22 protein-coding genes and 4 pseudogenes are annotated in these 25,344 nt (G+C 43.4%); 22 read left to right on the top strand and 4 right to left on the bottom strand.

Annotated elements, in window-relative coordinates:
* The 13 genes and pseudogenes from ABEA66_RS22295 to ABEA66_RS22235 form a co-directional block, all read left to right on the top strand.
* Positions 1–297 (top strand): annotated as a pseudogene (locus ABEA66_RS22295) (hypothetical protein); the annotation flags it as partial.
* A gap of 497 nt (positions 298–794) precedes the next feature.
* The gene (locus tag ABEA66_RS22290) at positions 795–2,318 is read left to right on the top strand and encodes an alpha/beta hydrolase domain-containing protein (protein WP_345590889.1); all 1,524 of its coding nucleotides are present in this window, start codon (positions 795–797) and stop codon (positions 2,316–2,318) included.
* Positions 2,319–2,534: 216 nt separating this feature from the next.
* Positions 2,535–3,212 carry a response regulator transcription factor gene (locus ABEA66_RS22285; protein WP_345590887.1) on the top strand — a complete coding sequence of 226 codons (678 nt, stop codon included), beginning with the start codon at positions 2,535–2,537 and terminating at the stop codon, positions 3,210–3,212.
* The gene (locus ABEA66_RS22280) at positions 3,212–4,348 is read left to right on the top strand and encodes a sensor histidine kinase (RefSeq protein ID WP_345590885.1); all 1,137 of its coding nucleotides are present in this window, start codon (positions 3,212–3,214) and stop codon (positions 4,346–4,348) included. Before ABEA66_RS22285 ends, ABEA66_RS22280 begins: the two co-directional genes overlap by 1 nt.
* 158 nt (positions 4,349–4,506) lie before the next feature.
* Positions 4,507–6,006 carry an alpha/beta hydrolase domain-containing protein gene (locus ABEA66_RS22275; RefSeq protein ID WP_345590883.1) on the top strand — a complete coding sequence of 500 codons (1,500 nt, stop codon included), beginning with the start codon at positions 4,507–4,509 and terminating at the stop codon, positions 6,004–6,006.
* 346 nt (positions 6,007–6,352) lie between these two features.
* A complete protein-coding gene (locus ABEA66_RS22270) occupies positions 6,353–7,201 on the top strand; it encodes a MurR/RpiR family transcriptional regulator (protein ID WP_345590881.1) in 849 nt (282 codons plus the stop codon).
* Between the two features lie 263 nt (positions 7,202–7,464).
* On the top strand, positions 7,465–8,127 hold the full coding sequence (locus ABEA66_RS22265) for an RraA family protein (RefSeq protein WP_345590879.1): 663 nt from the start codon (positions 7,465–7,467) through the stop codon (positions 8,125–8,127).
* Positions 8,128–8,187: 60 nt separating this feature from the next.
* Positions 8,188–9,063, top strand: a complete 876-nt coding sequence (locus tag ABEA66_RS22260; protein ID WP_079908861.1) for a prephenate dehydrogenase/arogenate dehydrogenase family protein — start codon at positions 8,188–8,190, stop codon at positions 9,061–9,063.
* Positions 9,064–9,101: 38 nt separating this feature from the next.
* Positions 9,102–10,127 (top strand): tripartite tricarboxylate transporter substrate binding protein, encoded by a 1,026-nt coding sequence (locus ABEA66_RS22255; protein WP_079908862.1) that lies wholly within the window; start codon positions 9,102–9,104, stop codon positions 10,125–10,127.
* 60 nt (positions 10,128–10,187) lie between these two features.
* A complete protein-coding gene (locus tag ABEA66_RS22250) occupies positions 10,188–10,616 on the top strand; it encodes a tripartite tricarboxylate transporter TctB family protein (RefSeq protein WP_256865229.1) in 429 nt (142 codons plus the stop codon).
* 14 nt (positions 10,617–10,630) lie between these two features.
* The gene (locus ABEA66_RS22245; protein ID WP_345590877.1) at positions 10,631–12,139 is read left to right on the top strand and encodes a tripartite tricarboxylate transporter permease; all 1,509 of its coding nucleotides are present in this window, start codon (positions 10,631–10,633) and stop codon (positions 12,137–12,139) included.
* 265 nt (positions 12,140–12,404) lie between these two features.
* Positions 12,405–13,463 (top strand): Ldh family oxidoreductase, encoded by a 1,059-nt coding sequence (locus tag ABEA66_RS22240; protein WP_345590876.1) that lies wholly within the window; start codon positions 12,405–12,407, stop codon positions 13,461–13,463.
* Between the two features lie 556 nt (positions 13,464–14,019).
* Entirely contained in the window at positions 14,020–15,084 is a 1,065-nt protein-coding gene (locus ABEA66_RS22235; RefSeq protein ID WP_345590875.1) for a Gfo/Idh/MocA family protein, read from the top strand.
* 8 nt (positions 15,085–15,092) lie between these two features.
* Here the strand turns inward: ABEA66_RS22235 and ABEA66_RS22230 are convergent, their stop codons facing one another.
* A complete protein-coding gene (locus tag ABEA66_RS22230; protein ID WP_345590873.1) occupies positions 15,093–15,833 on the bottom strand; it encodes a helix-turn-helix transcriptional regulator in 741 nt (246 codons plus the stop codon).
* Between the two features lie 117 nt (positions 15,834–15,950).
* On the opposite strand from ABEA66_RS22230, the gene ABEA66_RS22225 reads away from it, so the two are divergent.
* The 3 genes from ABEA66_RS22225 (at position 15,951) to ABEA66_RS22215 (ending at position 17,748) form a co-directional block, all read left to right on the top strand.
* Positions 15,951–16,313 carry a cupin domain-containing protein gene (locus ABEA66_RS22225; RefSeq protein WP_345590871.1) on the top strand — a complete coding sequence of 121 codons (363 nt, stop codon included), beginning with the start codon at positions 15,951–15,953 and terminating at the stop codon, positions 16,311–16,313.
* 157 nt (positions 16,314–16,470) lie between these two features.
* Positions 16,471–17,469, top strand: coding sequence for a Gfo/Idh/MocA family protein (locus ABEA66_RS22220; protein WP_345590869.1), 999 nt, complete (start codon positions 16,471–16,473; stop codon positions 17,467–17,469).
* Positions 17,470–17,529: 60 nt separating this feature from the next.
* Positions 17,530–17,748: a hypothetical protein gene (locus tag ABEA66_RS22215; RefSeq protein ID WP_345590867.1), complete on the top strand. Its 219-nt coding sequence runs from the start codon at positions 17,530–17,532 to the stop codon at positions 17,746–17,748.
* A gap of 1,044 nt (positions 17,749–18,792) precedes the next feature.
* Here the strand turns inward: ABEA66_RS22215 and ABEA66_RS22210 are convergent.
* Positions 18,793–19,179 carry a MerR family transcriptional regulator gene (locus tag ABEA66_RS22210; RefSeq protein ID WP_079908873.1) on the bottom strand — a complete coding sequence of 129 codons (387 nt, stop codon included), beginning with the start codon at positions 19,177–19,179 and terminating at the stop codon, positions 18,793–18,795.
* Positions 19,180–19,297: 118 nt separating this feature from the next.
* Here ABEA66_RS22210 and ABEA66_RS22205 point away from each other — a divergent pair, with 118 nt between their 5' ends.
* The 3 genes from ABEA66_RS22205 to ABEA66_RS22195 all read left to right on the top strand — a co-directional run bounded on the left by ABEA66_RS22205 (position 19,298) and on the right by ABEA66_RS22195 (position 22,291).
* Positions 19,298–20,152 (top strand): patatin-like phospholipase family protein, encoded by an 855-nt coding sequence (locus ABEA66_RS22205; RefSeq protein ID WP_345590865.1) that lies wholly within the window; start codon positions 19,298–19,300, stop codon positions 20,150–20,152.
* 173 nt (positions 20,153–20,325) lie between these two features.
* Positions 20,326–20,787, top strand: a complete 462-nt coding sequence (locus tag ABEA66_RS22200) for a MarR family winged helix-turn-helix transcriptional regulator (RefSeq protein WP_345590863.1) — start codon at positions 20,326–20,328, stop codon at positions 20,785–20,787.
* Position 20,788: 1 nt separating this feature from the next.
* The gene (locus ABEA66_RS22195) at positions 20,789–22,291 is read left to right on the top strand and encodes an IMP dehydrogenase (RefSeq protein WP_345590859.1); all 1,503 of its coding nucleotides are present in this window, start codon (positions 20,789–20,791) and stop codon (positions 22,289–22,291) included.
* Between the two features lie 152 nt (positions 22,292–22,443).
* Here the strand turns inward: ABEA66_RS22195 and ABEA66_RS22190 are convergent.
* Positions 22,444–23,072: pseudogene (locus tag ABEA66_RS22190) on the bottom strand (IS3 family transposase); the annotation flags it as partial.
* Positions 23,073–23,074: 2 nt separating this feature from the next.
* Here ABEA66_RS22190 and ABEA66_RS22185 point away from each other — a divergent pair.
* Positions 23,075–23,176 (top strand): annotated as a pseudogene (locus ABEA66_RS22185) (alpha/beta fold hydrolase); the annotation flags it as partial.
* 62 nt (positions 23,177–23,238) lie between these two features.
* A pseudogene (locus ABEA66_RS22180) lies at positions 23,239–23,443 on the top strand (tautomerase family protein); the annotation flags it as partial.
* Between the two features lie 76 nt (positions 23,444–23,519).
* On the opposite strand, the gene ABEA66_RS22175 reads toward ABEA66_RS22180, so the two are convergent.
* Complete coding sequence (locus ABEA66_RS22175) at positions 23,520–24,725, bottom strand: MFS transporter (RefSeq protein WP_079908877.1); 1,206 nt, start codon at positions 24,723–24,725, stop codon at positions 23,520–23,522.
* A gap of 129 nt (positions 24,726–24,854) precedes the next feature.
* On the opposite strand from ABEA66_RS22175, the gene ABEA66_RS22170 reads away from it, so the two are divergent.
* Entirely contained in the window at positions 24,855–25,163 is a 309-nt protein-coding gene (locus ABEA66_RS22170; protein WP_079908878.1) for an ArsR/SmtB family transcription factor, read from the top strand.
* The last annotated feature ends 181 nt before the right edge of the window (positions 25,164–25,344 follow it).

Below are 25,344 nucleotides of genomic sequence, written 5' to 3'. Positions count from 1 at the left end.
GTAGAGTTCAATATGGATATGTGGCCACCATTATCGATAACAAGACATTCGGATTTAAAGAATATGGAGTCGATGGAATCGTTAACTGCAGAATGCAAGTTCGATAATGGAGAATTAAAAGAGATTATCCTTCATCCTCAAGAATTCGGTTATGATGCTCCCATTTCACAAAGAGGCATTCCGAGAGTACCAAAACCTGAGGTAGCAGAGAGAATTCTAAAACGAATGCAAAGACTTTCAGAGTCATTTGGAACCAAAATTTCAATTGAAAATAACTTAGGCATTATTCGTCTTTAATAAGTTGGTATAAGAAGATTCTTGTATGGAACTGGGTCCAATTAGTATGTATTTCAATGATAATTCAGAGGAAACTCTTGTCGTCTTTAATCCAGAAGTTGGCTAGCTGCAGATAATTCCACTTGGTAAGAATGAGAATTCTGTTATTAATGTTCTGGTTTAAATGTTTTGAAGAGATTTTGCTCAGCTGGAAAGTAAGGTCTTTGGATAGTAGTGATTTTTTAGAAGTTGGTTGGTGTTCTCATAGTCATGGAAATGGCTATAGGACACCTTCTTTTGTTAAACGAAAAGATTATTAGGTAATTAAATATCCCACAGATACTAAAAATTCCTTTGTCTAACAGCAGAATGAAGCTGTTTTACTCATATCAAAAAACTAACGATTTCTCAACCATCGGTTTGTTATATTAGCACTAACAGATTGAGATGTTTAATAGTTTTATTCCGTAGCGAACAATTCAATCTGTTTGAAAATATACATTGGAGGATGGTAAGAAATGAGATCAAATAGAAAATTTATAAAAAGAGTTATTGTACTAACTACAGCGGTTGTTTTGTTACTATCACTAACTGCTTGCTCATTAAGTTCAAATACATCACCTCAGTCAACAGATTCTCCAAAAGCTACATCACCATTCACGTTACCTGAGGTTAAAATATCAGGTCCTGTACTGGGTGGAGAGCATGGAAGACCCTTCGGTGCTTATTTTGGAGATATTAAAAACCAAGGCTATATTGAAGAAGAGTATTTTATGGAAGGCATTGCACAACGATATGTACCTATTGGAGAGTTGTCAACTGATGGGAAATGGAATTTGAAGTCCAGCAGTACTGCACCTTATAAGACTAGAATTCTTGTTCGTAGACCGGCCGATCCATCCAAATTTAACGGCACTGTGGTGGTTGAATGGGCTAATGTTAGCAACGGTTATGAAATATCGTTTGCCGATCCGATTGGACTTTATCAGAACGGATTCGCTTATGTTTCCGTATCGGCTCAACCGCTCGGTATACAAGGTTATGAAGAAAAACCCCAAGGGTTAACCTCGTGGGATCCCCAACGCTATGGAAGCCTGTCCATAACAGATGACGGTGTTTCATATGACATATTTACCCAAGCAGCTCGAGCAATCGGACCTAATCGTAACCTCAATGCTGTAGACCCAATGGGCGGACTTCCAGTAAAAAAATTAATTGCGATAGGTGGTTCACAATCAGGAAATCGAGTATTGGCCTATGCAAACGGAATTCAACCGATCGAGAAAACTTTTGATGCTCTGATGCCAATGCTTGTAGCTGGATCTGCGTCTGACTTTGAAAGCGAGATTGCTCATGCTGATGTGACTAAGCACAGCCGTGCCGTAAAAGCTAAGGTTCGCGACGATCTTTCCGTACCGGTGATGGAAATTAATACACAAACTGAAGCGTTAGTTTATTACCCGTTACGTCAACCAGACACAGATCTTTTCCGTTCCTGGGAGATCGCAGGCGCTTCACACGCTCCAACACGACAGATGGAATTTATTCGACAAAAAACTGATCGTGATGGATTGACTAACTCAATGGAAAATTATTCTGCGATTCGTTCAAGTGATGTCAATTGGTTGTATACGGTTGATGCAGCTATCCTTCATGTTAATAATTGGATTAATGGAGGAGAAGCTCCTCCAAAAATGAACCCGATTGAAGTTTCAGTAAATGATAAAAATTATGCCTTCGACCCATTTGGCAATGCTTTGGGAGGGATAAGGTTACCGGAACTGGAAGTTCCTATAGCGAGATATGCGGTGAGCCCATTTTATGGTCTTGGAGGTTATACAATTCCATTTACAACTGAGGAGCTTAAAAAACTCTATCCTACCCATGATGATTATGTTGCTAAGGTCACAGCTGCAGCAGAATCTGCTGAAAAAGCAGGAATTATTTTGCCTTATCGCAAAGATGATTACATTCGGGCTGCACAAGCGGCGCCTATTCCGGAACCAGCCAAACCGAATTTACAACCGACAAAGACTAATTAGTGATACTATATGGTTAGCTTTTTTTTAAAATTTAATTTATAACTTGTCACGAGAAACTTGGAATATGAATAATAATTTATCAAATACTAAAACTAAGTAAACTTAGACTCTAATTACATGAAAAATAAAAGAAATTTTTCTTTTTTTAAATCAAATGTATACAAAAGACAAGGTGAACAAAAACCAAGTTCCCTTGTCTTTATTTGGAGGTCCCTGATGAAAATACTACTTGTAGAAGATGAAGAGGAATTATCTTCAATCATTAAACGTGGTTTACTGAAATACGGATATGCTGTTGACATAGCATATGATGGTGAAGAAGCAATAGATTATTACAGTCTAAATCCATATGACGTCATTATTCTAGACTTAAATATCCCTAGCAAAGATGGCTTGGAAGTAATAAGAACAATACGTAAAAAGGACTTGAAGACAAAAATCTTGATTTTATCTGCCCGTAGTGATATAGCCGATAGAGTCCAAGGACTAGATATGGGTGCTAATGATTATTTGACTAAGCCCTTTGACTTTTTAGAATTGGGAGCACGGATAAGATCCTTAATACGCATTGCTTACATTCAACAAAAAAATGATCTTTCATGTAATGGACTAATATTGAATATGTCAAATCAGATAGTTTCTTATAATGAGACAAAAATACATTTGACAAAAAAAGAATATTCAATTTTAGAATATATGATGCTTCATCAAGGGGAAGTTATAACTGTATCTCAATTTATAAATCATATTTGGGAAAGTAATGCCGAAATATTTCCTGATACCATAAAGTATCATATACATTCCTTGAAAAAAAAATTGGCAGATGTCAACTGTAACCCAGATATCATTCAAAATATTCGAGGTGTAGGATATAAATTAGAGGAGATAATATAATGAAATTGTCAAATAAAATTTCATTGAGAATGCGAATCACCCTTTTAACTGGGGGGATTTTAATAGTATGTTCCGTTTTGCTAAGTCTGGCGTCACTATATAATTCTTTTACACTATTTTTAAAACTAACCTCTTCACTGGCAAATATGCAGATACAAATTGATTCATCAGCTAAGGAGAGTGAAGTCCTCCAGGAAGCAAGAAAGAATGTTCTTTTTGCAAAACAAGAATTTGATAAATTTAATTTCACTGTACTTACCGCTGTTTCTATCTTTGGGATGAGTATGGTATATATTGTCGCAAGGAGATCGCTCCGTCCGATTCATAAATTAAGTGAGACAATCTTAAACATAACCGAGGATAATTTGCAATATAGGATATCGGATACTGAAAGAAGTGATGAGGTTGGGGTCTTAGGGCGTTCTTTTAATATGATGCTTGATCGATTAGAAAGGTCATTTTCAAGAGAAAAGCGATTTTCGTCTAATGTAGCTCATGAACTTAAGACCCCTTTGGCAACTATAACTGCAGGAATACAAGTACTTTATCTAGACGAGAATCCATCTTTGTCTGACTATCAAGAAACACTTATGATCACTGAGCGAAATGTAAAAAGATTACTAAATATAGTGGACGATTTATTAAGACTTGGTGACGAAAAAAAAATGTTTTACTTTGAACCCGTTGTATTAAGGGAATTATTTGATTCAATTTTTACTGAACTAAAACCGCAACTCGAAGAAAAAAAGATAGAGATAAAAATCATTTGTAAATTGGAAACTATCTGTGCAATACAAGGTCTCTTATATAGAGCTTTTTTCAATTTAGTTGAAAATGCAATCAAATATAATACTTATGGCGGTAAAATTGTAATAACAGCAGAGTCTGAAAAAGGGCTAGGATTGATTAAGATCGCTGATACAGGATCTGGGATCCCATCTAGTGAATTAAGTCATATATTTGAACCTTTTTACCGAGTAAATAAGTCACGCTCCCGGAGAACTGGAGGTGCAGGATTAGGCTTATCAATTGTAAGTACAATTGTTGAAAAACATGGATGGAGAATAAAAGTTGATAGCACTATGAGTAAAGGTTCCACTTTTACAATAATAATTCCTAAACATTATATTGACTAAGAAATTTTTTATTATTAACGATAAAAAACAAATATTTTATTTGTTTTACACGTTGTGTTAACTTTAAATCACTCTTAGAAGAAGGGAGTGATGAATTTATGATTTTGTAAGCGAATACATTTTTCGTTTTTTTTAAATCAAATTTTATGGAGGGAAAAATGAAAAAAATATTGGCGATTATCCAATGTGTAGTACTTGTATCCTCATTAGTTGTTGGTGTTGCATCTGCCTCTCCAAATGAATCAAACTCACAATCTGCAACAAAGAAATCTGGATTTAAAGTCTCTGGACCAATCAAAGGAGGAGAACATGGTTGGCCATTTGGTACATATTTTGGAGACATTAAAAAGTTAGGATATATTGAAGAAGAATATTTCATCAACGGTGATGCTCAGCGTTACTCTGCGGTAGGGGAGCTGAGTCCAGATGGAAAATGGACAATAGAAAAAGGAAGCACTTCACCTTATAAAACTCGTATTTTAGTCCGACGCCCAATCGATCCTTCTAAATTCAATGGTACGGTTATTGTTGAGTGGGCCAATGTTAGCAATGGTTACGAGATTTCAATGGCCGATCCACCCGGAATATATAAAAATGGATTCGCCTATGTCTCCGTGTCTGCTCAACCACTGGGAGTGCATGGATATGAAAATAAACCACAGGGTTTAGTTACATGGGACGCGGAACGGTATGGAAGTCTTTCCATCCCCGATGATGGGGTGTCCTACGATATATTTACTCAGGCTGCACGTGCTGTAGGACCAACAAGGAATAGCAATAAGAATCCTAATGCGTCTCTAGGAAACAAAGTGGATCCAATGGGAGGGCTCAATGTCAGAAAGTTAATTGCCGCTGGCGGTTCCCAATCTGGTAATAGGCTACTAGCGTATACAAACGGAATACAGCCTATAGAGCATACGTTTGATGCGATTGTACCCATTATTAATGCAGGGGCAGCTTCTGATTTTGAAGATGCAATAGCACATCCAGACCCGAATCAGCATAGCCGATCTATCAAAACGAAGGTTCGGGATGATCTGACAACGCCTGTCATGCAGATTAACTCTCAAACCGAGTCGCTCTACTATTATACACAGAGACAACCAGACACTAACTTTTTTCGATCATGGGAGATCGCAGGTGGTTCACATGCACCAGTAAGAACAATGCAACTCATAAGACAAAAGACAGACCGTGACGGGTTAACAGACTCTATAAATACTTATTCAGCGATACGATCAAGTGAAGTGAATTGGATATATACAGTCGATGCAGCATTCCAACATATTAATGTATGGATCAACGGAGGTGATCCTCCTCCTCAGATGCAACCGATGGAATTATCCTCGACAAAAACCAGTTATATGAATGACCAATACGGGAACGCAAAAGGAGGAATTCGCCTTCCAGAACTTGAAGTACCGATTGCCCGATATATAGCTGGACCAACAATTGCCCTTGGTGGATACACCATTCCATTTACAGAAGCTCAGCTTAAAGAGCTTTACCCAACGCATGAGGCATATGTGCAAAAGGTGAAAGCAGCAGCAATTGCAGCTAAAGATGCAGGTGTCATATTGCCATACAGAGTCGAAGAATATGTTAAAGCTGCAGAAGCAGCACCCATTCCTACGTCAATTATGCCAAATCTAAAGTAAAAAGAACTGGCGAATTTTATTAGCATCAAAATAGGGCTAACAAGTGCACTGTACTCGAGGAATATTAATTGGGGATTTTTTATTTGAAAGCACATATGTTTGTGTCGCAGTCTCACGACACAAACATATGTGCTTAACCGTTTTGAGACACAAACATATGCGCATAATCTCGGTAGGCTTTTCGCAGATCGAAAGCAGCGGCTTATTAAGTTATCGGGATACGATAGCGTGGAGCTTCCACGAGAACAACTCCTCTGTGATAGAAGTCCCCTTTTATTGGAGAAATAAAAATGTTACAATGCATTCGTTAGAAAGTAATAAAAATTACAACAAATGGAGCCGATCTATGGACAATCCTATCCTTCAGTTAAAAAATAAAATTTCCGAACTGACGGAAACGCAGCGCAAGGTGGCCGACTACATTATTAAAAATCCGGTGGACGTCGCTTTCCTGACGGTCGATCAGCTTGCCGGTATCGTTGGAACGAGCACGACGACAATTATGAGATTAGCGTTCAGTCTCGGTTATTCGGGTTATACCGAATTTCAAAAAGGGCTTCAGGAAATTTTGCGGAATCGGGCGGATCCGAATACCCGGCTGGCGGCTAATCTAAAAGACGTAAATAGAAGCGATCTATGGATCCGCTGCGCCGAAAACCATATTAATAACATTCAATCGACCGTGGAAATGGTTTCCGGGGAAACGTTAAGCAAAGCGTTAAGCATGATCGTTTCTGCTGGCCACATCTACTGCACCGGCGTTAGAAGCGGTCTTCCGGTCGCGCAATGCTTAAACTACGGGCTGAATCGGCTGCTTGGCAACTGCGAATTGGTTCATGCGGATCATTTTGAATGGACGGAAAGAGTACACAATTACACCTCATCGGATCTGGTCATCGCCACATCATTCCCCAGATACGCCAGAAAGGTGTTCGAATATGTAAAAACAGCCAGAGAAAACAACGCGCAAGTGATATCGATTACCGACAGCTATTCATCCCCCTTAGCCAAATATTCGGATATTATACTGCCCTGCGATGTGGGCAGCGTCGCATTTCATAATTCAGTGATCGCCCCGATGTTTGTAGCCGATTACATCATAAGCGCAGTCGCCATTAACGTTCCCGAGAAAACAAAACAGCGTCTGGATAAGCTGGATTCAATTCTTAAGGAAACGAATTATCATTTAACTTGAAAATGTTTCTCTGTCGTTCATTCCTTCGGCAGCTTTCGGCAAAACTTATACATGCGTGCGTCAGCGAATTAGGGCCGTCCCTTCACAGCGGGCCTTATTTCCTGACGTTTTTTCGTTTTGTTCGGCCATCTGAAAAAAGGGTTTACATCAAAAAAAATCAATGTTACTATTACGATAAAGAAAGTAATAAATATTACATCATGATATTAATGTTGTCATATTTACTACTTTTAAAATTATAGCAGGAAGATGGGGAATCATAAATGACTAGTTTGTATTCCGGGACTAATCCGCCTTTATTGTCTGAAGACATCATCAAACGCGCCAAACTGCTAAATACGACGCTGCTCAGCGATGTAATGGGCTGCGCCGGCGCCATGGATTATGCGATCAAACCCGTCGCTTCCGGGATGAAGGTGTTCGGCACCGCGATGACCGTTAGCTTAAGACCCGGCGACAACCTTTTTCTTCATAAGGCAATTAGCATCGGGCAAAAAGGTTACGTATTGGTTGCGGATGGGAAGGGACATGTTGCAAACGCTTACCTTGGGGAGCTAATGGCCGAAGCAGCAAAGACGTTAGGGCTGGAAGGTATTGTTATAGACGGGGCGGTGCGCGATCGTGAGGCACTTTGTGAATTGAATCTCCCGATTTTTTGCAAAGGCTTCGTTCCTAACGGGCCGCATAAAGACGGACCGGGCACGCTGAATACACCGGTATCGTGCGGCGGAGTTGCCGTGCAGCCTGGCGATTTAATCGTCGGCGATGACGATGGCGTTGTTGTCGTACCGAGAGATATGATTGAAAGCGTGCTGGGCTTGGCCGAGAAAAAAGCGGATTATGAGGAGAAACGCAAGCAAGCGATAAGAAGCGGCAATATCGAGCCCGCGTGGCTCAAAGCGAAGATGGAACCTTTCGGCTTGTAGTTCGTGGGGCAGCAGCCAGAAGAAAATCAATTGAAAGGATAAGTGAAAGGATAAGTGAACATGCAACTGGGATTTATCGGCTTTGGAGAAGCTGCTTTTGAAATGTCGTCAGGACTAAAAGAGCAAGGTTTTGGAAAAATTATTGCATATGACCCGCTGTGGAATCATCCTGTATTCGGCTCGCTTGTAAAAGAGAGGGCGTTTAAAGCTGAAGTGGAACTAAAGACCGAATCGGAGGGGGTCTTGGACCAGGCAGACATTCTCATCGTCGCCGTACCCGCGGACAAAGCATATGAAGTGAGCGATACATTAAAACCGCATTTAAAAAAGGGTTGCATTTATGTTGATGTATCCGCTTCCAATCCTGATGTCAAAAACAAAATAAGCGGCAACGTCAAAGAGAAGGAAGTTTGCTTTGTCGATGCGGCCATGATGGGGCCTTTGCCGGTTTACAGGCATAAAGTTCCCATCCTTGCAAGCGGTGACGGAACGGACGCTCTGATACGGCACATGTCGTCTTACGGAATGGAAATTAGCAAAGTTAGTGAAAATCCCGGGGACGCCTCCGCGGTAAAATTAATCCGCAGCATTTACATGAAAGGCACCGCGGCTCTTTTGATTGAAATGCTGGAGGCAGCCCACCGTTTCCAGGTCGAGGACTTGGTAGTTGGCTCGATCGGCGAAACGATGGACGGCAAAAGCTTTGAGCAAAGCATGAACCGGCTGGTGACGGGAACCTCGATCCACGCCGTAAGAAGAGCGGCCGAACTCGAAGGCTCTATCCAGATGCTGAAGGCAGCCGGGTTGGATTCGTTAATGTCGCAAGCGGCAAGGGATAAACTGCGCTTGCTCTCCGACTTTAACCTGAAGGAAAAATTCGAGGGCAAAACACCGGCGAAATGGCTGGATGTCATTACGGCTATGCAACGGCAATGAGGTAAAAAGTATTTTATAGACGGGAGGAGTATTTTTTTATGAAAAAAATGGCTGCGCTTACAGCAGTTTGCGTTTTGGGACTAGGAACTTTGATTGGCTGTACGGCGAAATCGCCGGTCACCTCCAAAAAAGGTGGCGAGCAGCAGGCGGGCACTCAAGCTAGTACCACGCAGTTGGATTATCCGAAAAAGCCGATCACGTTGATTGTTTCGTTTGCGGCCGGCGGCGGTACCGATCTCGGTGCACGTTTGTTGACTCCTATATTGGAAAAGGAACTGGGGGTTCCCGTCGTTGTAGAAAATAAGCCGGGCGGAGGCGGCTGGATCGGTTATTCCGAGCTGCTTGGGGCGAAGCCCGACGGCTACACGCTTGCATACGTAAATACGCCGGGCCTCATTACCGGTTATGTTAATCCGACGGCGAAGCGCAAAGAAAACTTGGACAGCTTCGATTTTATTATTAACCATGTTCTTGATGCAGGCGTTATCGCCGTCCGCACGGACGACAAACGGTTTTCCAACATCAATGATCTGGTCGAATACGCCAAGAAAAACGAGCTTTCCGCAAGCAGCAACGGTGTCGGCTCAGGGAACCATTTTGCTTCCCTGCAAATGAACAAGCAGCTTGGCACCAAATTGAGAGCGGTTCAATTCGGCGGTACGGCGGAGGCATTGACGAGCGTGCTTGGCAGCCACGTGGACGTGCTTATGGCGAAAGTCGGGGAAGTGGTGGAGCCGATGAAAGAAGGCCAGTTAAAGGTGCTTGCGGTCATGATGCCGAATCGCGTGCCGCAGCTGCCGGATGTGCCGACGTTAAAAGAAGCGGTTGGCGTGAGTATCGACAATTACTCCATTCGCGGCATCGCCGGACCGAAAGGCATGGATCCGCAAATCGTCGCCAAGCTCCAGGACGCGTTTGAGAAAGCGATGAAAAATCCGGAGCACGCCAAGAAGATGAGCGACATGGGATTAAATATCGACACGACCAAAGGTGCAGACTTCAAGCAAATGCTGAAAAAAGAAGAAGCGAGCGTTAACGAATTAAAGAGCTTGCTCGGCTGGTAAGGTGATGGATGCAATTTATATTAAAGGACGTGCTTTCCGTTGAAAAATATAAGCGTTTATATGGCTGTCTTCTTTCTTCTTTTTAGTGGCGTCATGTTCTGGGAATCATTATCGATGAGCTACTACAGTGAGTACGGTCCGGGTCCCGGGCTGCTGCCGCTGTGGGTCAGCGGCTTTATTTTCTTGTTATCGGCGGTATATCTTGTGACAGCGTTTAAGAAGGACATTATTCTTTTTGCCCGTGTATTGCCGAAAGGAGAAGGGCTTGTCAACGTGCTCGTCTGCATGGGATCGCTCGTGCTTTTTATGGTTCTGGTACCGTTGACGGGTTTTTTGATCGGTAGCACCGTCACGTTGTTCATCCTTTTCATGCGCGGCTACAAATGGTATTGGAGCCTAGGATTTTCCGCTTCCGTCGCCTTTATCATATTTTGGGTATTTGGCGTTATGCTGCAAGTACCGCTGCCGGTAAACGATCTTGGTTGGTAGGAGGAGAATGCATCATGGAATCACTTGGGTACTTGCTGAACGGATTTGAAACGGCGTTAACCTGGACCAATCTGCTTTATTGCCTGATCGGCGTCACTTTCGGGATGTTTATCGGGGTATTGCCCGGGCTTGGTCCGACGGCCGGAACGGCGCTGCTGCTGCCGCTGACTTTTGCCTTGGAGCCGGTTTCAGCTATCATTATGCTCGCGGGCATTTATTACGGCTCCATGTACGGCGGGACGATCACCTCAGTGCTGATCAATACGCCGGGCGAAGCCGCTTCCTTAATCACCTGCCTGGACGGGTATCCGCTGGCCAAGCAGGGACGGGCGGGCGCGGCTCTAGGCATCGCAGGCATCGGGTCGTTTATCGGGGGCATTATTTCCATTATTGGTCTGGTGTTAATCGGTCCGTTTCTCGCCAAACAGGCGCTTAAGTTCGGGCCTCCGGAATTTTTTGCGCTTGTCATTTTGGGGCTATCCCTGCTGCTCGGTCTCATGGGAAAATCGCTGCTGAAAGGGTTGATCGGGGCGCTTTTCGGTCTTTCGCTGGCGTTTGTCGGCCTGGACCAAAGCTCGGGTATCGTCCGGTTCGGCTTCGGGCAGACAGAGCTGATGAAAGGCATCGATTTTATTTCAATCGCGATGGGGATGTTCGGATTGTCCGAGCTGTTTCTCAGTGCGGAAGCCAGCTTACGCGGCAAAGCGCCCGAGCCTCCGAAGGTAACAGGGCTGCTTCCTAAAAAGGAAGAATGGGGACCATCCATGAAGGCGATTGGCCGTGGAAGCGTTCTCGGCTTTATTATCGGGTTAATTCCGGGGACCAACTCGGTTATCCCGACAATTTTAAGCTATTCGATGGAAAAAAAGCTGTCGAAAAATCCTTCCCGCTTCGGGAAAGGTGCTTTGGAAGGGGTCGCAGGTCCGGAGACGGCGAACAATTCGTATTGCGGTGGCGCGCTGATTCCGCTGTTCACATTAGGCATCCCGAGCTCCCCGACGATTGCCGTATTACTGGGCGCGTTTATTATGCATGGTCTTACGCCGGGGCCTACGTTGTTCCAGAAAAACCCGGATCTTGTTTGGGGCATTATCGCCAGCATGTTTATCGGCAACGCGATCCTTCTCATTATGAACCTGCCGATGGCCAACCTGTGGGCACGTATTACGATGGTTCCGTTCAAGCTGCTGTTCCCGATCATTATCATGATTACGATCGTAGGCACTTACAGCTTGAACAACAGCATGTTTGACGTAGGAGCGATGCTGGTGTTCGGAATTTTAGGCTACCTATTTAAAAAGGCGGAAATTCCGCTGGCGCCGGTTATTTTGACCTTTGTACTCGGAAGCCTGCTGGAGAAAACGTTATTGCAGTCGCTTACCATTTTCCAGGGCAGCTTTTTGGGCTTCTTTACACGGCCGATCTCCGGAACGATTTTAGTGATTGCTGTCCTTTCGCTAGTATTCAGCATTGTTTCTTCGGTAAGAAACAAGCGCATCATTACAGAAGATGTGGAGATGTAGCCTTTCAGCAAAATAAATCCGTTATGTACCGCGTTCTTTGAGCGGCGCCGGGTTCTCGCACACGGGACTTGGCCGCCGCTTTCGAATAACGCACTTCATTTAGCCGCATGAAAAAGGAAGCCAACAAATGCTATTTTAGTTGCCTTCGGATCGCTTGGCTCCATATCAGGTTTTTTTCCGGGTTTTTGGTCAAACGCATTGTTGTTTATGTTAAGCACTTTTTCCTTGCGGGAGAAGCAGTCTAAATCGGGAGGAGAACAATCGCATGGCAGAACCTACCGGCTTTAAAGTGAACCATGAGAAGCTTGAACAATACGTGAGCGCTCTTTTTCAAGAAGCGGGAATGGATGAAGAACAGGCGGCGATCATCGCGAGGCACCTAGTGTTAGCCAATTTAAGAGGCATCGACTCCCACGGAGTCAGCCGGGTTGATATTTATACGAAAAGGCTGGACTACGGCCTGGAACGAAAAAAGACGGCGGTGCGCATTGTTAAAGAAACCGCGTCCAGCATGCTGATCGATGGCGACAATGGAATGGGCATCGTTTTGGCATCAAAAGGCATCGAGATTGCGGTCGAGAAGGCGAAGGGAACGGGACTTGCGGTCGTCGGGATCAAAAACTCGGGCCATTGCGGAATGCTGGCGGATTACACGCAATATGCGGCACGGCATCAATGTCTAGCTCTCGCCACGACCAATGCGCCCTCGAATATGGCGCCTTGGGGCGGGAAACAGGGCTTTTTCGGCACCAACCCGTTCTCTTACGGCGTGCCGGCTGGAGAAGAACGGGACATTATTTTCGATATGGCGACAAGCGTCGTCGCACGCGGAAAAATAACGCTAGCCCGGAAAAACAAAGAGCAAATTCCGTTAGGCTGGGCGATCACTAAAGAAGGAAGGCCGACAACCGATCCTGACGAAGCTTTGGACGGTCTGGTGCTTCCCGTAGGGGGCCCGAAAGGGTACGGCTTGGCGTTTTTAGTGGACGTTTTATCGGGACTCCTCACCGGCGCGGCATTCGGACCCTATATAGGCAGCTTGTACAAAGATTTGGACCGGAATCAGCGGATCGGCCAATTCTTTTTTGTCATGAGGGCAGACTTATTTGAACCGTTGGAGGAGTTCAAACGGCGGATCGATCAAATGATTCGCGAAATCAGGCAAATCCCGTTGGCGGAAGGGTTCGAGAAAATTTACATGCCGGGGGAGCTTGAGCATGAGAAGGCGGAGGAAAGAAAGATGAGCGGCATCCCGCTAACCGGTTCCGTCCTGCAGGAGCTTAAAGCGGTCGGCAAGCGGTACGGCATCGATTGGCCGCTTTAATAAGTTGAACCACTATGCGGGCCCATTGCATTCCAAAAGGGATGGCCTTGCAGCTTCAGACATTTTGTTCCCAAGTTTCTTTGATCATATGGGCCTTCAGCTGGAAGAAACTTGTGAACCAAAATTCGCCTGCAAGACTATTCCCTTTTTCCATTTCATTGGGCTTCTCTCCGATGTTCTTTGGTTCAACTAATATAGATTAGTAAAAAGGAGGACGTTACATTGGAAGGCGAACCGTTGCTTATCGGACTCATCAAAATCATCCTCATCAACATCGTTCTAAGCGGCGATAACGCGGGGGCCATGCGTTCTCGCATGGTGGCTGTCGGGTGACAAGTACATTATCTCATTAGTTGCCGCGTAAATCGCGGCATTTTTATTTTATGGGATAAAGTTCTTGTCAAAATCAAATTCGCCATTCATATCGATTTTTCATAAATGATCATCGTATTTTTACATTTACAGTCCAGTTTGTCAGGCATATGATTAATTTATCGAGAATGCCTTTTTAAAACATCATCGTAAGCTTCAGCGATACTATAACGGGAGGATAAGCATGAGCAGCAGAAAACTAAAAGTAGGTGTGGTTGGCTTGGCTGTAGGGGCAAGTCATGTCAAAGACTACGCTAAAAGTGACATCGTTCAAGAAATTGTGCTGTGCGACGTGAATGAATCAAGACTGAACGAGATCGGCGATAAATATAACATATCCAAAAAATATACGGATTTCGATAAAATGCTGAAGGAGGAAAAGCTGGACGCCATCAGCGTAGCCGTTCCTAATTTTTTGCATATGCCGTTTGCCATGCGGGCGATGGAAGCGGGAGCGCATGTGCTGTGTGAGAAACCTATGGCGAGAAATGAGGCAGAGGCGAGAAGCATGCTGGAAGCCTCTCAAAAGCACAACAAGAAGCTGATGATCAACTTCAATCAGCGATTTCAACAGGAATGCCAAACGTTAAAATCCGTGATCGACGAAGGCAAACTCGGCGATATCTATTATGTACGTACGGTGTGGCAGCGCAGACGGGGGCTGCCATGGTGGTATCCGCTTTCAAGCGGAAAAGAAATATGCGGCGGCGGGGCCATCATTGATCTCGGCGTCCATGTGCTTGACCGTGCCATGTGGTTTTGCGGGTATCCGGAGCCGGAATGGGTACTGGGAAACACCTTTTGTAAGGTTTCCAAGGACGAGGCCATGCGCAGAGGCATTCCGAATTTCGAGCTTGAAGACATGGGCGTCGCCATGTTCCGTATGACAAACGGAACCATGCTTGAACTAGAAGCATCCTGGGCCAGCAACCGTGAGAAGGAGATCATTACAACGCGGATCTACGGCTCCAAGGGCGGTGCGGTTCTGCATACAACCGTTGGAGAGGGTAATGCGGCCTATAATAAAGTGTTTTTGGAAACCGACGGAGAGATTCATGACATTCCTATAGAAGAGTTAAGGGTTTCCAAGATGCCGAACGTTCGGCAAGCGTTTCTGGATGCCATCGTCAAAGATGAGGAGGTGCCATGTACGCCGCAGCAAGGACTTAGGATTACCCAAATGTTAGATATGGTTTACTCCAGCGCTGAAAAAGGTATGCCAATCAGAATTGAATCATGGTCGATGTAAATTAGGATTCAAGTACGGAATTTTCTTGGCGATAAGCCTGTCTTGGATTGAAAAAAACGAGAAAAGTTGTAGATATCGGAAAAACCGCAAGCGTTCGCAATATCCGTGATACTGAGAGTAGACATGCGCAGCAGCGTTTTGGCCGTTTCCAGTCTGCAATGCTGCAAATAGGCGTAGGGCGTAACGCCGCGTTCCTGTTTGAAAATGCGTATAAAGTGATCTGTCGTAAGAGAAAAATGCCGGGCGAGTTCGCTTATATCATATTGCTTCTGGGGATGCTGCTGAAACATGCGGCACAGCTCATCTATTTTTAATGAATAGGCCCCGGCCGATGTTGGCGGTTTATTCTGATATTCCGTAATAAGCGCTTGCAGCCATATTTCCATCTGCGGCAAGTTATTTCTTTCTTCGGCTAAACGAAAGCGATTGAGAAGCTCCAACACAAAATGGTATTGATCAAAATGGCGATGCTCAGGCAGGTCACCTAAGACATCCGGATTCCGCAATGTAAAATCAATATAACGAACGTCAAGACTGGCAGGATCATTCTGATGGGCATCGACCGCCTTCTTATAATCGATAAAGAAAACGTCGCCGACACTTAATTTGTAGCAGTTCTTGCCCAGCATGATCTGACCGTTTCCGCCCCAAACGCTCCACAAAGTAAACCCTGGATGACAACCGACGGGAACATTCCATTTCCATTCCGGAACGCAGTGCTTCCCGTAATGCATGGAGAGGATATCCATATGCTTCACTCCCGTTATTAGATATCGTTTTTTCATAAAAGACTATTAAATTTTTACGTTTATTACCCAGATTGTCAAGCGTGAAAGAGCTTACATTAAAAGAAGGAGTGATTTGAAATGAGAACTTATCGTTTACAGCAGTTGGCCGATGTTACGGAAGGACATATCTTGAAAGACATTATGCCGGGGGATTACATTTCTCACGGCGGGCTTGCCTTCGAGAAGCCGGGGGCACGCGCTCATACGAATGACGGTCCGGGAGGCATCGACTATCATGTGCACGAAGATTGCGAAGCTTTCTTGATCCTGCAGGGCAGGGGCGAGGTTGAAATCAATAAACTGCATATGTATCCCGTAAAGACGGGAGACGTCGTCATTATTGAGCCGGGAGAGGACCATCATCTCATTTCAAGTGTGGAAGATCCGATTGTCGTCGTCTGGTGTCACGCCGGTCCGTCCCGACATAAAAATCAAATGTAAAGAAGCGGTGAAGGAGCTTGGCTTTGACGATGAACCTATAAAGTTCGGGAGTCCCTCAGGGGACTCCGTTCTTGAACGGGTGAGTGAAATTTCGGACTGGTTTGAAAGCGCTTCATAATGGCCTATTGCTGAAATGAATTGAAAGCGAGGTTAAGACATGGACAAAGCCAGAATTATTCAAATCGGTACAGGATTGCATGGACTGCACTGGATCACAACCATCCTCTCAACGGAAGAAGTCGAATTGGCGGCAATCGTGGACGCGAGCACGGACAACTTAGAGAAGGCGCAGCCTCTGCTGGGTGGCCGCGCTGTCCCCGCTTATACGGATTACAATGAGGCGCTTCAGGAGACGAAGGCGGACATCGCGGTGGTGGTCACCCCTCCCGACACGCACAAAAAAATCATGGAGGATATGCTGAATGCGGGACTCCACGTCATTATGGAAAAACCGATTTCCTCGGATTGGAACGAATCCATAGAAATGGCGGATTTCGCCGACAAAAGAAGCAAGTATGTCATGATCAGCCAAAATTACCGCTGGAATCCCGTTGTGCAGGCGGTCAAAGCCGCCGTGGATTCCAATGCTGTCGGCCGTATTGAGGAAGTAGAATGGTTATTCGCTCGCAATCATACGGCATCCAGCTCGTTCGTCGTTTGGCGCAAGCAAATGGAAGAGATGTTTCTGAAAGAAATGTGCGTTCATCATTTCGATTTGATGCGATATCTCTTAGGGACCAATGCGGTATCTGTCTATGCCGAGAGTTCGAGTCCATCCTGGAATTTTCTCGATAGCAACGGAGCCGTTTCCGCCATTATCCGGTTTGAACAGGACGTGATGGTTCACTATTACGGAAGCTTTATCAATCGCGGAACCGATACGCCTTGGCACGGTTATTTCCGTCTGATCGGCAGTGATGGCGCGATCGAATCGTATGACGAACCTCCTGTCATCATAAAACTGGATGGATCCAAAGAGCGTATTCCGCTGCCGGATATGGCCTGCACGGGACTTAAGTATTCGCTGGTCGAGATGCTTCAATCGATACGGGAAGGCCATAAACCGAGCACCCATATAGGCGATAATCTGCATAGCTGGGAAATGGTGTGCAGGGCGGTCGATTCGATTAAAGCGGAAAGAAGGATCCGATTTTAATCTTGATTGCCCGATGCCCTGTTTCAACTGAAAACTTACCGTACTGAAGGGGAAGAACGTATGTTGAAAAAAATGACGTCACTTTCGATTAGTATGTCCTTTTGCTCACTGCCGCCGCTTGCGGAGGTGCAGAACCGGCCGGCCCATCCAACAACAGCTCCGCTGCCGATGGCTCAAAATCCGATACCAAAGGATGCGAATGTGACCATCCGTTTTGCGACATGGGATACGGCTAGTTCCCTAGAAACGTACAGCGGTCGTGGCTGGTTTTCAGGCTAAATATCCGAACATTAAAGTACAGGTTGAATCCGTGCCGGACAGCTATGAGCAGAAAATATTCACATCGCTTGCAGCCAGTAATGCTCCGACCTGAGCGATTTTCTATAACAAAACTTTGTTCGACAACGTTCCTTATCCGAACGACGATTGGATGTATGATGAATTCTTGAGTGCAGCACAGAAGCTAACCGGAAACGGGGTGTACGGCTTTGTAACCGAGGACAAAAATACGTATCATTTTATGTAGAACTTATTATTTCATCATCGAAAAAAAGAGCTATATAATGTATGACACCATATATGTCGGGTGACAAGAACATTATCTCATTAAATGTCGCGTAAATCGCGGATTTTTTTTTGTTATGGGATAAAGTTCTTGTCAAATCTCAATGACAAGAACTTTATCCCATTCCCGACAATGGTTACATAACATCGTAATGACGAAGTTTAGTACCAAAAAGCTTATTCTGACCAGCTTCCTTCAATCATTCATTTGCTGCAATAACCGGCGATGTGCTTTAAGCATCGGCTAGCAGGAATTCAAAGAGATGAACTTAAAGTATTGGATACACTTGAAAGTCATCCAGACTCTAGCGCTTATAGAACAATTTTTTACGGAGATACTATAGGGTGTCCGAATAGTGGGATGGGTGCAATGGTTGTAAGTATCGATGGAGTTGTTCATGCTATTAACGGTATTGCGATTGGATATTATAAAAACCTCCCGACATATACTGGAGAACACTTTGATGAGTATGTGTTGGCTTGTAGAAAGGGGTTAGAGGAGACCAAACTGGATCCAGTAATTGAACCTTGAACAATGATTAATTTGAAGGCATATCACGTTTTGATTGCTCTCAGTTGAATGTAAGGATGCCTTAGAAAAGTAACCAATTGCAAGACGACAAGAACATATATCGTTTGCCGAAAAAGACAAGAACACATATGGTTAACCATGATTGAAAAGATCCTCAATACATATGTAGTTTTTAGCGTCAAAACGAGTTGCGGTTACAGAAGTCCATCCTTCATTACGGCAACGGTTTATTTACTACTGTTCCCATCTTCGGTTCCCTTCTTCGCCAGCAGCGCCAATTTGTTGTCTAGCATCCGGGCGAGAAGAGACTGCGATTGTTCCAACTCTCTTTTCCTATGGTCCATCTCCTTCATCTTCTTCCGCAAAAATTCAATGGCCCGGGAGAGTTCAAGTTTGTCTACTTCCTTCAAAATAACTTTGATTTCCCTTATCGTAAAACCCGCAGCCTGAACCCTTTTGATCAGTAAAAGGTGTTCGACCGCTTCCTCGGTATAGTCGCGATAATTATTGTCTCTGCGGTCAACGTGGCGTCTATCCAGCAATCCTTCCTTCTCGTAATAACGAATGGTCGGCGGATTTAACCCGGTCTTCTGTGCCAGCACATGAATTTTCATACTTTCCTCCCATGTAAGGCTTGACCTTCAAGTAAACTTTATAGTTTATACTTTAGAGGTCTAATGGAACCTTGTCAAACCCATTGGCACAATTGTCGATCAGAAGGAGGAGCTGTGAATGAACGCTCAGAAAAGAAATTTACCGACCAGAGCTGTAGTTTTGGGGGGCGGTGGCGTGACGGGCATCGCATGGGAGGTTGGCGTCTTAGCGGGACTGCTCGAATCCGGAGTAGACCTCCATCGAGCAGACGTGATCATCGGAACGTCAGCTGGTGCATTTGTCGGAGCAGCCTTGGCCAGTGGATACGACATGAATAATCTGTTTGCCGCCCAGTCGGAGACGAACTCGGCCGAGATACCGGTCGCCGCGTCCGATGAATTGAGGCAAGCGTGGTATCGGGCATTTGCCACGGGAGGAAGCGATCCGCGAAAAGTCGGGGCAGAATTTGGCCTTATCGCCAAAAATAATCCCTCCCCCGTATCGCCTGAACAGCGGCGCACCGTGGTCGAGAGTCGCCTTGTGACCAGAAAATGGCCGGCGAATCTTAAGGTGACCGCCATCGATGCCGACACCGGGCAACTTCATACTTTCGATCATCAATCGGGAGTTTCTTTGCTCGATGCCGTGTCGGCCAGCGGAGCCGTTCCGGGAATTTGGCCGCTTGTATCGATCGGTGACCGCTTCTGGACCGACGGAGGAATGGTGTCCACGACCAATTCACGACTAGCTGAAGGCTACGAACGGATCGTGATTCTCTCCCCGATGCCAAATGGTTATGGCTCCATCCCGGGAGCAGCGGAAGATGCGGCAAGCATGCGTACAAGCGCGGACGTTTATCTCATAACTCCCGATGAGCGCAGCGTTGTGGCCATCGGCCCAAATCCATACGACGCGGCCCGCCGCAGCGTAACAGCGATCGCCGGGCGGGAGCAGGGATGCGCTATCGCCGAAGCCGTTCTGACTATATGGTAAGATTCTTTCCTAACGGACGATTTCGCTCGTTCATCTACCCGAGTGCAAAGGTCCCCTCAAAAATCCACTTTCTCTATTAATTCTTTACTTTGTATTCTCTTAATTACTTGACAAAAGGTAACTAGTTAGATAATTTAATACATAACCAGTTACCTATTGGAGGGGGTGGAAAAATGAAATTACCCATCAAAAAAGAAATCACACCTAAAGCATATATTTATGGATCAATTTTCTCATTATCTAATCGTTTGCAACTTTTAGGTGATAGAAGATACAAGGAGCTTTCATTAAAACAAGCTTTTGTGTTGTGGAATATCTCTCTTTTTGATGATTACTTTCTTAACCTAAAAGACATTGCTCAAATGGTTGGTACTTCGAGTCAGAATGTGAAAAAAATCATTAATATTCTTGAGAAAAAAGGTTTTGTAAAGGTAGGAAAAGATGAATCTGACAGAAGGAGTTTGCGTGTTGCTTTAACAGCTAAGGGCAAAGTGTATTACTTGGAAAGAGGTAAGAAGGAAGAACAGTATTTGGAGGAGTTGTTTGCTGACTTTGATGATGAAATGCTTATGGGATTGTATCGAGGACTAAATAAACTTATGGAAAAAACAGCTCAAGAACAAGGAGGAAAATAATATGGCAGTTTATATGAATGAAGTATCGCGCACCTTCGGTGAGTATTTACTAATACCAGGTTACTCATCTGTAGAGTGTATACCGGCAAATGTTAGTTTACAGACACCCTTAGTGAAATTTAAAAAAGGAAATAAACCTCCTATGTCTTTGAATATTCCTTTGACATCAGCAATTATGCAGTCTGTTTCTGATGATACAATGGCAATATCTTTAGCAAAAGAAGGTGGACTTTCTTTTATTTACGGAGCACAATCTATTGAAAGTCAGGCACAAATGGTTGCTCGTGTTAAAAGTTATAGAGCTGGCTTTGTTGTTAGTGATTCTAACATATCTCCTGAAGGTACTTTAGACGAACTGTTAATGTTAAAGAAGAAGACAAATCATTCGACTGTAGCAGTAACAATTGATGGAAGTTCTAGGGGGAAATTAGTAGGCATTGTAACTAGTAGAGATTATCGAGTTAGTCGGATGACTTTAGACACTAAAGTTAAAGATTTTATGACACCATTCGAAGACTTAATCTGTGGTAATAAAGATACCACATTAAAAGAAGCGAATAATATTATATGGGAGCACAAATTAAATTGCCTACCAATTATTGATGAAGAACAAAGATTGATTTCTATGGTATTTAGAAAAGATTACAATACGAATAAGAAAAATGAGAATGAGTTGATTGATGAATCTAAAAGATATATGGTTGGTGCAGGTATTAATACTAGAGATTATGCCGAACGAATTCCAGCATTACTTCAAGCTGGAGTAGATGTTCTTTGTATTGACAGTTCCGAAGGATTTACAGAATGGCAAAAGATTGTTCTTGAATACACCCGGAAGAATTATGGTGATACCGTGAAAATAGGGGCAGGAAATATAGTTGATAAAGAAGGCTTCCGTTTCCTTGCCGAAGCTGGTGCTGATTTTGTAAAAGTAGGAATTGGCGGCGGTGCAATTTGTATTACACGAGAACAAAAAGGCATCGGGAGAGGTCAAGCTACCGCATTAATTGAGGTAGCGAAAGCTCGTGATGAATATTTTATTGAGACAGGAATCTATGTACCAATTTGTTCTGATGGAGGTATTGTACACGATTATCACATTACATTGGCACTAGCTATGGGAGCAGATTTTCTAATGTTAGGAAGATATTTTGCCCGATTTGATGAAAGCCCCACTAAAAAAGTGAATATAAACGGTAATTATATGAAGGAGTATTGGGGAGAAGGAAGTACAAGGGCAAAAAATTGGCAGAGATATGACTTAGGAGGTGACGAAAAACTTTCTTTTGAAGAAGGAGTTGATTCCTTTGTGCCCTATGCAGGTAGCTTAGAAGATAATGTTGGACTTTCGTTAAGCAAAGTACGTTCAACAATGTGTAATTGTGGTTTCTTGACAATTCCTGAACTACAAAAAAATGCCAAGTTAACCTTGGTTTCCTCTACAAGTATTGTTGAGGGTAGCGCACACGATGTTCTACTTAAAGATAGTCGTCAGATTTTGTAACAATTAATTGTTAGTGAATCCCCTCACTGTCTTCAAATTAGCTTTTGTAAGATATTTTATATCATTCATCATATAATGTAAGACGACAAGAACATACACGCTTAAAAGCCGCATCGTGAAGTGACCCCAAAAAGTTAGACACGGTTATCTCATCAGGCAGCTTTCTCAAAATGAGTTCGGTACTGTACCGGACTCATTTTGATTTTTGCTTTTAACCGTTTGGTTTTGTAGTATCCAATATATTTTTTCAATTCTTCCTTGAAATGTTCCATACTTTTAAACTCTTTATAGTACAGAAACTCTGTTTTGAGAATGCCAAAGAAATTCTCTATGACGACGTTGTCCTAACAACTCCCTTTTCGTGACATGCTTTGGAGAATGCTTCTTGACTTAAGCGCATAGTGATATTGCTTCATTTGGTAATGTCAACCTTGATCTGAATGAAAGAGAAGATGGTGCTCTTCTGGCAGACGCTCCAGTCCTGCATTCAGCATCTCAGCTACCAGAGAATATGTTGTTCGTGTACCAATGGTATAGGTAATAATTTCCCCATTGAATAAGTCCAAAGTAGGCGAGAGATACAGCTTTTCTCCAAATAACTTAAACTCGGTGATGTCCGTTACCCACATCTCATTTGGCGCCTCCGCCTGAACTGGCGATCCAGATGATTCGGTGCAGTCTTGCCGACTGTCCCTTTATGTGACTTATACTTTTTCATGCGGACTAGTCATTTAAAGCCCATCTCCTTAATGATCCGCTGAACCTTCTTGTGGTTCACTTTATTTACCTAGTGCTGAGATTCATCTATTAGATACTGGTCATTTTGCATTGGAAACACTTGCAAATGAGATAGGTGAATTAATTTTAAAGAGAAATAATATCTAATACAAAGCAGTTATGCATCTCAAGCTATTGAAGTCCATTACCAACAATAAAAGAGAAAAAATATGCCGTTACTTCGTTTTGACTTTATTAAAGGAAGAGATAATGAAAGCTTAAAAAACTTTTAGATGTAACTCATGCTGTTGTTGTAGAAGCTTTTGATGTTCCGAAACGTGATCGTTACCAAATTGTGAATTAGCATCCAGTAGAACTGACAATTTAGTTGGTTTATCAGTTATAAGCAAAGATAGATCAAAAGAGATAAAACAATAAGAAGAACCTATTTTTATAACGCTATCCACTTTTAACAGAACATTGTTTAATGAGATTCGATCTGACTCATATTCTAAGTTGTTTCTTCTTGCCCTAACAATAACTTTGATCCTTTCGACGACAAAATAACAAAGCGAGTTAGCACTACAAGTACGGCGAGTATGACAACTGAAAACAGTAAAATTCCATAATACATTCCAAGCCTTTCCGCAATAAATCCGAGTCCTAAAACTGGAACGCTAACACCAAGATACGCAATTGCATAGTAAATGGATACAGCGTCGGCTTTGCTCTCTTTTGGGGCAATTTCCGATACAAAATGCAAACTTAATGATGAAGTTGGACCGTGTCCAGCCCCAGCAATCAACGTACTCACCAAAAGTAACCATAGAGCATGAGTAGGGATTGAGATACTTACACAAATGATACCAATAGTTAAGAGACTGAAACCTGTAAGAATTGAACTTTTAAATGTCAGTTTGTTTAGTACAATCTGCATGACAGACGAAGAGCCAAGCATAAGAAAGACAACTGCTCCCGAAATGGCAAGATTCTTGATGCCAACTAAGGTTGTTACAAATGTTGGTGCCACAACCATGAAAAATCCAGCCACCGCCCAAGCGAGCACTCCAACAAAACAAGCCGTAAGAAATTCAAAACGAATACTTCTTGGTAATTTTGGCAGATGAAGATGAGGTTTGTCAGTTCTTTGGTGGAAAGAGTCTTTCATAGTCAAGGTAAAAATAATTGCAGGTACGAGAAGAATTAAATGAATGAAATATGGCAAACGAATTGGGAAAATTGTGTATTGAGCGACTATTCCCGAGTATAATGGACCGATAGCACTACCAATCGCAATGGCTACCGAGGCAACAAGGGATGCCCTTTTACGGTTAGTGGGTCGTAATTCAGCTAAGGCCGCTATGGCACTTCCGTTGAGAATACCTACACAGAGGCCTTGAATGGCACGAGCTAGAAATAACATCCAAGTTTCTTGAGCAACAGCGAAGATGATCGTTCCAATCGTTGCTAACAAAACGCCACTTACCAACATTTTCTTTCTGCCAAAACCATCAGACAGTTGACCGAAGATCAAACTGGATGGAATCAACACAAATGCGTAGATGGCGAACATTAGGGTTATCGTACCACTCGAAAAGTGCCATATACTGCTGTAAACCCCATAAAGCGGTGAAGGAACATTTGTCCCAAGCATGACAGCACACAATGTATACGCAATTATCCAAAACAAAACTGATTTAGAATAATTATGTCTCATAACATTACTCCTTTCTGTAGATTATTATAAGTACTATTGTTCTAGTAACACGGAACAATATAACATGGAGAAAGGAGTTTGACAATAGTTCTAGGAATATGGAACAATAAGTTCAGGAGGTTTTAAAAAATGAGGACACTTTTTCACCCGAAAATAGAGGATATTCAATTAACAATGGTGTTTCATGCCCTGAGTGATCCGACTCGCTTGGACATGGTAAGGGGAATGCTACTAGATCCTTTATTCAATTGCTCTGCTCGCTATCCGAACATCCCAAAATCAACTCGATCTCATCACTTACGAATTTTACGAGAATCGGGACTTGTTTTAGTAGAACCAGTGGGGACCTCGCAAAGTGTATCAATACGTCGTGAGGAATTAGATTCACGTTTTCCAGGACTTTTAGACACTATTACGAACACCATTAACCCTATCTGACTTGTAGTATGCGGAATGACACAAATTTCTCCTTATAGTAAACGGTAAACAGAAGCAGTGACACTAATAAGGGGAGAATTGTGTCATTAATGAGGGATATAATATAATTATTATAATAAATAATACAAAATTCGACTTTTGTGTGAATGTCTATATGAAAAAGCCCTATTAGGGCTCTTCT

The sequence above is a fragment of the Paenibacillus vulneris genome, assembly GCF_039543185.1.
Taxonomy (GTDB): Bacteria; Bacillota; Bacilli; order Paenibacillales; family NBRC-103111; genus Paenibacillus_S; species Paenibacillus_S vulneris.
The sequence above is the reverse complement of the archived record's forward strand: the minus strand, read 5'-3'. Positions and strand labels throughout refer to the sequence as shown.